Source organism: Cetobacterium somerae ATCC BAA-474, assembly GCF_000479045.1.
In the GTDB taxonomy this organism is placed as follows: Bacteria; Fusobacteriota; Fusobacteriia; order Fusobacteriales; family Fusobacteriaceae; genus Cetobacterium_A; species Cetobacterium_A somerae.
The window spans coordinates 1-8628 of record NZ_KI518084.1; the positions used below are offsets into that span (position 1 = coordinate 1).

General features: G+C 27.2%; 9 protein-coding genes. 4 read left to right on the top strand and 5 right to left on the bottom strand.

Annotated elements, in window-relative coordinates; translation table 11 throughout:
* The coding region (locus tag HMPREF0202_RS02445; protein WP_023049879.1) for a MerR family transcriptional regulator at nucleotides 1-356 on the bottom strand (356 nt) is incomplete at its 3' end.
* Between the two features lie 98 nt (nucleotides 357-454).
* Here HMPREF0202_RS02445 and HMPREF0202_RS02450 point away from each other — a divergent pair.
* Entirely contained in the window at nucleotides 455-1771 is a 1317-nt protein-coding gene (locus tag HMPREF0202_RS02450; RefSeq protein WP_023049880.1) for an MATE family efflux transporter, read from the top strand.
* Here HMPREF0202_RS02450 and HMPREF0202_RS02455 read toward each other — a convergent pair.
* Nucleotides 1764-2477, bottom strand: a complete 714-nt coding sequence (locus tag HMPREF0202_RS02455) for a 2-phosphosulfolactate phosphatase (protein WP_023049881.1) — start codon at nucleotides 2475-2477, stop codon at nucleotides 1764-1766. The two genes, HMPREF0202_RS02450 and HMPREF0202_RS02455, sit on opposite strands and share 8 nt — an antisense overlap.
* A gap of 106 nt (nucleotides 2478-2583) precedes the next feature.
* On the opposite strand from HMPREF0202_RS02455, the gene HMPREF0202_RS02460 reads away from it, so the two are divergent.
* Both HMPREF0202_RS02460 and HMPREF0202_RS02465 read left to right on the top strand, forming a co-directional pair.
* A complete protein-coding gene (locus tag HMPREF0202_RS02460) occupies nucleotides 2584-3636 on the top strand; it encodes an alanine racemase (protein WP_040406158.1) in 1053 nt (350 codons plus the stop codon).
* A 62-nt stretch (nucleotides 3637-3698) separates the two neighbouring features.
* Nucleotides 3699-4310 (top strand): nitroreductase family protein, encoded by a 612-nt coding sequence (locus HMPREF0202_RS02465; protein ID WP_023049883.1) that lies wholly within the window; start codon nucleotides 3699-3701, stop codon nucleotides 4308-4310.
* Between the two features lie 46 nt (nucleotides 4311-4356).
* On the opposite strand, the gene HMPREF0202_RS02470 is transcribed toward HMPREF0202_RS02465, so the two are convergent.
* Nucleotides 4357-5541 (bottom strand): MalY/PatB family protein, encoded by a 1185-nt coding sequence (locus HMPREF0202_RS02470; protein WP_023049884.1) that lies wholly within the window; start codon nucleotides 5539-5541, stop codon nucleotides 4357-4359.
* 19 nt (nucleotides 5542-5560) lie between these two features.
* Entirely contained in the window at nucleotides 5561-6136 is a 576-nt protein-coding gene (locus HMPREF0202_RS02475; RefSeq protein WP_023049885.1) for a GNAT family N-acetyltransferase, read from the bottom strand.
* 133 nt (nucleotides 6137-6269) lie between these two features.
* On the opposite strand from HMPREF0202_RS02475, the gene pncA reads away from it, so the two are divergent.
* The gene (pncA, locus tag HMPREF0202_RS02480) at nucleotides 6270-6887 is read left to right on the top strand and encodes a bifunctional nicotinamidase/pyrazinamidase (RefSeq protein ID WP_023049886.1); all 618 of its coding nucleotides are present in this window, start codon (nucleotides 6270-6272) and stop codon (nucleotides 6885-6887) included.
* Nucleotides 6888-6902: 15 nt separating this feature from the next.
* Here the strand turns inward: pncA and HMPREF0202_RS02485 are convergent, their stop codons facing one another.
* Nucleotides 6903-8525: a nitrite/sulfite reductase gene (locus tag HMPREF0202_RS02485; RefSeq protein ID WP_023049887.1), complete on the bottom strand. Its 1623-nt coding sequence runs from the start codon at nucleotides 8523-8525 to the stop codon at nucleotides 6903-6905.
* Nucleotides 8526-8628 lie beyond the last annotated feature (103 nt).

Genomic DNA, 8628 nt, shown 5'->3' on the forward strand with positions numbered 1-8628 from the left:
AAATTACTTAACATCTCTTTTAAACATAATATTTTTTCAGTTATTCTATTTTTACTTTTTCTTAATTCATCAATTCTTTTATCTATATCATAAATTTTTTCTTCTAAAAACTCTATATTTTTAGTTGGATTTTTTACTTTAATATAATTTTTTATTTCTTCTAAAGAAAACCCTGCTTCTTTTAAAGTTATAATGAAAAACAAATCCCATATTTGAGAATTAGAATAATACCTATATCCATTAACTTCATCAACATATTCTGGAACTAATATGTCTTTTTTATGATAAAAAATAAGAGTTTGTTTTGAAATATTCGCTAATTTTGCTAGTTCAGAAATTTTATATCTATTTTTCATATTTTCTCCTTGACAATATAGTTAAGTATATAGTTTATAATAACATATATAACTATTTATTTATATAATATTATTTTAATTTCATAGAGGAGAGAAGAATGTCACAAAATATCACTTTAGAAAATGGGTGTGTTAAAAAATTGTTTTTTAAATTCGCTTTACCTAGTATTTTAGGAATGTTAATTGTTTCCCTTCAAATTATGGTAGATGGTCTTTTTTTAAGTAAGGGAGTTGGAGCACAAGGATTAGCAGCTGTTAATCTCTCTATGCCTCTTATTAATTTATTACTTAGTATTGCTCTCATGATTTGTATCGGTGGTGGAGTTTTAGTTGGAATAGCTTCTGGAAACGGGAATGAAACTAGAGCTAAAGGACTTACAAGTCTAACTTTAGTTTTACTTCTAACAACACTTCTAATAATATCTGTTTTTCTATTATCAAATTTTGAAACAGTTATAATGCTTTTAGGAGCTAATGAAGAAACTTTTGTTCTTGTAAAGAAATACTTAGCTATCCTCATTCCAGGTTCTATATTCTTTAGTATGCCTATCTTTACTGAAACTTTTGTCAGAATAGCTGGTAAACCTAATCAAGTTTTCATTAGTGGTTCTGTTTGCTTTATTGCTAATGTTTTTCTAGATTATATATTTGTTTTAAAATTAGGTATGGGAATGGAAGGAGCTGCTGTTGCATCATGTTTCGCAAATATGTTTGGAGCCCTAACTCTTTTTCATCATATGCGTTTTGGAAAAATAATATGTACATTAAAAGATATTAAAGAGATTTTTTATAATGGTAGTTCTGAGATGCTCACTGTTATTTCAAGTGCTATCACTATATATATTTTTAATATTATTATAATGAAAAATATTGGCGTATTAGGTGTATCTGCACTAACTATTGTTTTTTATATTAATTCAATTGTTAATATATCTCTTTATGGTCTTTCTCAAGCTCTACAACCTATAATTTCGTATAATTTAGGAGCTAATAGAATTGATAAAATTAAAGATGTACTTAAAGTTGCTTTAAAATCTGGAGCAGTAATTGGACTAACAACCTTCATTGGAATGCATCTATTTGGTGATAAAATAATTTATCTTTTTTCAAATGGAAATAAGGAGTTAGCTGATTTAACTAACAAAGCTATATTTTTCTTTACATTTGCGTATTTATTATCATTTATTAATATAATATCTAGTAGTTTCCATACATCTATTGAAAAACCTTTTGAATCAGCGTTTATATCTTGTGGAAGATCTATTATATTTGTATTAATTCCCCTTTTTATATTACCCGCATTCATAGGTGAAATAGGCATCTGGTTAGCTATTCCTATTGCTGAACTTATTTGTCTTGGTATAAGTATTCCATTAATGAAAAAATCATTAAAAAAACTTCCTCTTTCTATTTAAGAGGAAGTTTTATCTTTCCATTTTTATAAAACGGAGTAATACTAAAAGCGTCTACAGTTGTACAATACTCTAAATCATTTTCATAACCGATAGATTTCAAATAACTATAGTGCTTACTTTCAGATAAAATTTCTTTTATATCTGAAGTTAAGTCTGCTATCTTTTTCAATGATAATCCTAAATCATTTATTTCTAATTTAATCTTTTCAGACATTTTTTTTATAATCATTCCAGCACATAAGCTATCATCTAATGAAAATTCATCATCTGTTCCAGCACAAAGAATAACAACGTCTTTTTCACTTTCTAAAAGCTTTTCAGAAATAGCAGATATATTTAAGTAACAAGCTATATATAAATTATCAGCACTTAAAGCATTCTCTATAGCTCGTGTTCCATTACTTGTTGTCATGAAAATTTCTTTTCCTTGAACAGCTTCTTTAGTGAATTCTAGAGGAGAATTTCCAAATTTAAATCCCTCTATTTTGAGTCCTCTTCTCTCTCCTGCTAAAAATCCATCTTTTTTTGCCCTCCACTTCTCTTTCGCTTCATCTATCTCTTTAAAGGGATAAATACAGCTAGCACCATTTTCTAAAGCTGTAACCATAACTGTTGTAGCTCTTAGCACGTCAATTACAACAACATTTTTTCCGTTAAATTTCTTTTTTAAGGCACATTTTGCTGATTCTAAAACTTCTACTTTCATATTTAATCATCTCCTTATTTTTGTATTTTATAATATTTCTTTTGAAATTTAAAGAATTATATGGTAATAATAGTAACAATATAAAAAATATGTGAGGGGTGTTAGTATGGGTAGAGATGGTTTTAAGATACAACTTGTTCAAGAAAATATAATTCATAATTTTAATTATATAAAGAATTATACAAAAAAAGAGATTATTTCAGTTGTCAAAGCAAATGCTTATGGTCATGGTTTAAAAGAGGTTGTTCCTATTCTAGTAGAGGGTGGATGCAACTATTTTGCTGTTGCTAGAGAGTCTGAAGCTCTAGAAATTCTTTCACTTAATATTCCTAATATTAATATTTTAATTTTTGAAACAGTTGAAGATTTTTCAATTTTAAAAAAATATAAAAATTTAGAAATGGTTATTAATAGCACTGACGAACTTTTAGAACTAATTAAAGAGAAGGTAAATTTTTCTCAACTTCATTTGAAATTTGACTTTGGTTTTGCTCGAAATGGATTTATTCAAAACGATATTGATTCTATAAAAGATATTATAATAAAAAATAATCTTCATTTTAAGGGTGCTATGACACATTTTTTTAGTTCTGATATTAATGAAACCATCGATATTCAAAATAAGTTTATTGAATCAATTAATTACATTGGAAACAATTATTTTGATATTATACATTCTCAAAATAGTGCTGCCACGCTCTTAGGATTAGGAAACGGTTCTACACATGTTCGTTGTGGAATAAGTCTTCTAGGAATGCTAGACCCTGGAATTATAGATTACAATATTAAGCGTTCTTGGACTCTTTCTGGTCCTATATATAATATAAAGAATTTTTCAGATTTAGATTTTATTGGATATGAACGTATAAAAAATATATTTATAAATAACTATTCAAAAGTTGGAAAAATAAAAATTGGTTATGGAGATGGATTTTCTAAGAGAAATACAAATATCTTGTGCCATATAAATAATAAAGAATATCCTATAGTTCACATTAGTATGGATACATCATTTGTTCTTATAGATGATTCTGTTAATTTAGGCGATTTTGTAGAAATTTATAAAGATTTCGATAAATGTAATGCTTTTTTAAAAATGGATCATTACGAATATACTACTCTTATAAACTCTAGAATTCCTAGATTTGTTGTTAAATAATAAAAGATTTTCTCTTCAATCTCAGTATATATAGTTAAGTATCTTTGTGGAGGTGTGTTAATATGAATTTTAAAGATGTTATTTCTAAAAGAAGAAGTGTTAATTTTTTTGATCCAAATAGAGAGCTTGACTTGAAACTTTTTGAAGATATTATAAATGAGGCTGTTCTTGCTCCATCAGCGTTTAATCTTCAACCTTGGGAAATTATTGCTGTTCGTTCTACTGAAGCTAAGGAAAAACTTTTTACAGCTTGTAATCAACCTAAAATAAAAGAAGCTTCTATGACTCTAATCTTAGTTGGGGACACTTTTGGATATGGTCGAGACAATCCTATGTGGAATATAAAAATTGATTTAGGATTAAAAGAAGAAAAAGTTGGACAGCTTATTAATATGTGCGAAACTGTTTTATACCCTACAGAAGTTAAAAGAAATGCTATGGCTGTTAGAGATGTTTCTCTTTTAGCAATGTCAATTATGCTATGTGCAAAAGACCATGGTGTTGATACTCACCCAATGATTGGGTTTAATGAAGATAAGGTAAAAGAACTTTTTAATATTGATGAAGATAAAACAGTAGTTATGCTTCTTTCAATAGGATATTTTGATGAAACTAAAACTTTAAATCCAAGAGAAAGAAGATTAAATTTCAATGAAATTTGTACTGTTATATAAAGTAAAAAACAAGCAAGTTTAAAATCCTTGCTTGTTTTTTTATCGATTAATTTTTTAGTGCTCTTTCTAGTCTTTTTAATGCTTCTTCTAAAATAGATTTATGACATGCAAAATTTAGTCTTATAAATTCCTTTCCTTCGTTTCCAAATATCTCTCCGCCATCAATAACAATCTTAGCTTCTTTTTCTAATTTATTTTTTAACTCTTTCTCATCTAAATTTAACTCTCTAAAATCAATCCAAGCTAAATATGTTCCTTCTATTGGTAAGCACTTTACTTTTGGTATCCTCTCTTCTAAATATTTTTTTAGAAATAAATAGTTCTCTTCAAGATATTCCAACAAATTATTTAACCAATCCTCACCTTCTTTTGAATAACAACTTTTAACTCCAATTGCTCCAAAAATATTTGGTACTGGTTTAGCAGCTACTTTAAACATTTCATTTATAAATTTTTCTCTTAAATTATTATTAGGTATTATTATATTTGATGCTTTTAAACCTGCTAAATTAAATGTTTTACTTATTGATGTACATACAACTAAATAATCATGAATTTTACTATTTAAAATTCCCATTGATGTAAATTTATTATTAAATAGTATTAAATCACTATGAATCTCATCTGAAACTACTATTTTTTTATATTTTAAACATAGCTCTATAATATTCTTTAATTCATTTTCACTCCAAACTCTTCCAACTGGATTATGAGGATTACATAAAATTAACATTTTATTTTTTGAATCTTTCAATTTTTCTTCTAAATCTTTAAAATCTATTTCATATCTATCCTGAATCAATTTTAATGAGTTATTTACTACTTTTCTATTATTTAACTCTACAGACCCTTTAAACGGTGGATATACTGGATTTTGAACTATTACTCCATCTCCAGGTTCAGTGAATGCTTGAATTGCATAACATAATGCAGGAACGACTCCACTTGTTGGAACTATCCAAGATTTTTCTATATCCCAATTATTCTTATTTTTCAACCAAAATATAACACTGTTATAGTAATCATCACCAACTGTATTATAACCAAATACACCATGACTAACTCTTTCCAACAAAGCTTTTTCTACGAAATCTGGAGCTTTAAAATCCATATCTGCAACCCACATAGGAATACTGTTCTCATCTACGTAAGATGCCATTTCAAGCATACCTTCTAAACTCCATTTTCTTGAATCTGAACCTTTTCTTTCAACGTAATTATTAAAGTTCATAATCTCCACTCCCTTTTACCTAATTTATTCCAAATTCTTTAGGATATTCAACTGTACCTTTCACATTACTTAAAGCTCCAGGATATAATTCAATTGCCATAAAGTTCTCATCTGGTACTTCTATAGGACATTTTATTCCCCATTTTGAAGCTGGTTCATAACCAAATTTTTTATAGTAGTCTGCATGACCTAAAACAACAATTCCTTTATATCCTAATTCTTTAGCTATTTTATGACCTTTTTCTACCAAGCTTTTACCAATACCCTTTTTTTGAAATCTTGGCAATACCGCTAAGGGAGCTAAAGTTAACAATGTATCATTTCCTACCTTAACTTTTGTAAAAAGAATATAACCTACTATCATACCTTTAAATTTTGCTGTCAATGATAAATCTTTTACAAAAGCATCACTTTTTAATAATTCTCTCACTAACTTATGTTCATTGTGATCTGAAAATTTCTCTCTTATAAAAGCCTTTTGTACTACTTCACAAACAAAATCCTCTTCTGTCATTTTTTTATATTTTTTTCTTTGAAAAATATAAACAGCTAAACTCCCTAAAATAAAAAATGCAATTCCTAATATTACGTTCATATTCCCCCTCCTTAAATTTTATACTTATATATACAATAATAACAAATAGAAATCCTTTTTCCAAGTTGTTTTTAATTTACATTTTTTTCTTTAGCTGCTATACTGTGAAAAATGAATTTTTAGGAGGTTTATTTTGAAAGCTTTGATTGTTGTTGATGTTCAAAATGATTTTTGCGAAGGTGGGGCTTTAGCAGTTAAAGATGCTCATGAAATTATCCCTATTGTTAATAAAGTTATTGATTTTTTTAATAAAAATCAATATTTCGTTGTAGCTACAAAAGATTGGCACCCAGCTAATCATAAAAGTTTTGCAAAAAATTCTAATGGAACTATTGGAGAAATTGGTATTTTAAATAATCTCCCACAAGTCTGGTGGCCTGAACATTGTGTTGAAAATACTTATGGCTCTAACTTTCATCCAAATCTTAAAGAAATTAAACATATTATTTATAAAGGAACTAATTTTGAAATTGACTCTTATAGTGGTTTTTTTGATAATGGAAAATTAAAAAGCACTGAACTGTTATCTCTTTTAGAAAACAACCAAATTTCAGAAATTTTTGTTTTAGGTCTAGCTACAGATTACTGTGTTAAACATACAGTTTTAGATGCTCTTGATTTAGGTTTTAAGGTTAATGTTATAGAAGATGGTTGTAAAGGTGTTAATCTATCTTTTAACGATTCTAATAACGCTCTCAAAGAAATGATGGAAAAGGGTGCAAAAATAATAAAAAGTGACGATTTAAATTAATCGTCACTTTTTTAGTTAAAACTCTTCTAATCTTCTTTCATACATATAATTACTAAAAGTAATATCATAAACTTGTAATATTTCTAAATAATCTCTAAACAAAGATTTTACCAAAATTGGTATTTCATCTATTGGTAAAATTAAATTTGGTATTTCAAATGCTAAAGATTGAATTGAATCAGTTAATATTCCTCCCATATAAACCTGCATACAATCAACTAGCTTATCATTTATTTTCTTTTTTAATCCAATAAATCCTAATGGAGCTACTGGAACACCTGCACAAGAGCTTGGACATCCAGAAATTCTTATATTTTTAGCCTCCTTAAATATAATTTTTCTATATTGTGGAAACTCTTTTGCTAATTGGTCTAATTCATCTCCTATTGCGTCTGCTATACTTTGAGAATCTTGAACTCCTATCATACATACTTTTGCACCGACACATGCTCTAATTTGTCCTCTTATTGATATAGTTTCTGTAACTATCTCTGGAATTGTTTCACTTAAATATTTGTATATATAAGGAATCGCTGATTTATGAACCAATGGAATAACTAGGTTTTGATTAATAGTAGCTCTTATAGTTGGAGTATTTATATCCTTCATTAATATATATAACTTCTCTATATCTTTTGCACTTAAATCACCATTTTTTACATATAGCACAAGAGAAACTATATCTTTAAATTTAGTTTCTTTAGTACAAATATCCTTCCATAAATTAAATGTCTCTGAATTCTCAATTTCATCAAATTGTTTTAACTCTCTTACTTTTTTTTCATAGTCTATTTTAGGTATCTTTCCATTAACTATAGTTTCTTTTTCAAAGTAATCTAAATATAATTTTTTAAAACCTTCAAATCCCATTTTTTCAACTAAGAATCTCAGTCTTGCCTGCATTCTGTTTACTCTATCTCCACGATCATAAAATAAGTTTATTAAAGCTTTAACTGCTCTTAGTAAATCTGTCTCAGGTAAAAATTCTATTAAAACATGCCCAATTTTACTACCTCTTCCCATTCCACCACCGCAGTAAACTTTAAAACCTTTTTCGCCATTTATTTCTTTTGCAACAAATCCCATATCTTGAACAGCCATAACAAATTCATCGTCTAAAGAGTTTGAAAACCCTATTTTTAACTTTCTTCCAAAATCAAAAGCTTTATCCATAAAAAACACTTCATTTTCAACCATTCTTGCATATGGCATTACATCAAATATATTTCTTTTATCAACTCCTGTGTACGTAGAAACTAAGATACTTCTAAATGTGTTTCCACCTCCACCTCTAAAATACATCTCTTTTGAATTGCATTGCTCTATTGTGTCTTTCACTCTTTCAAATTCAACTTCGTGAAGTTGATAATTCTGTCTTGTTGAAAGGTGTAAATATGGAATTTCTTCTTTTTCCATTATTCCAGCTAAAGATTTAAATTTTTCTATTGAAAGCTCTCCTCCAACAGCTTTTAGTCTCAGCATCATTTTTTTACCCTTTTGCTCATAAATTCCAAATTTTGATCCTCTTTTTTTTAAATCTGCTGATTTCAAATTATTATTTGAATATTCTGTTATTCCCTCTTGAAGCTCTAAATATTCTTTTTCAATATCTTTTAATTTTTCTTCAATTCTTTCCATAACAATACCTCTTTTCAAAAAATTTAGTAATATTATCTATTTTCAACATATCTTTGTTTTTCCTTTTAATAAATTTTTAATTTATTTTTTTTAATAAATAAAG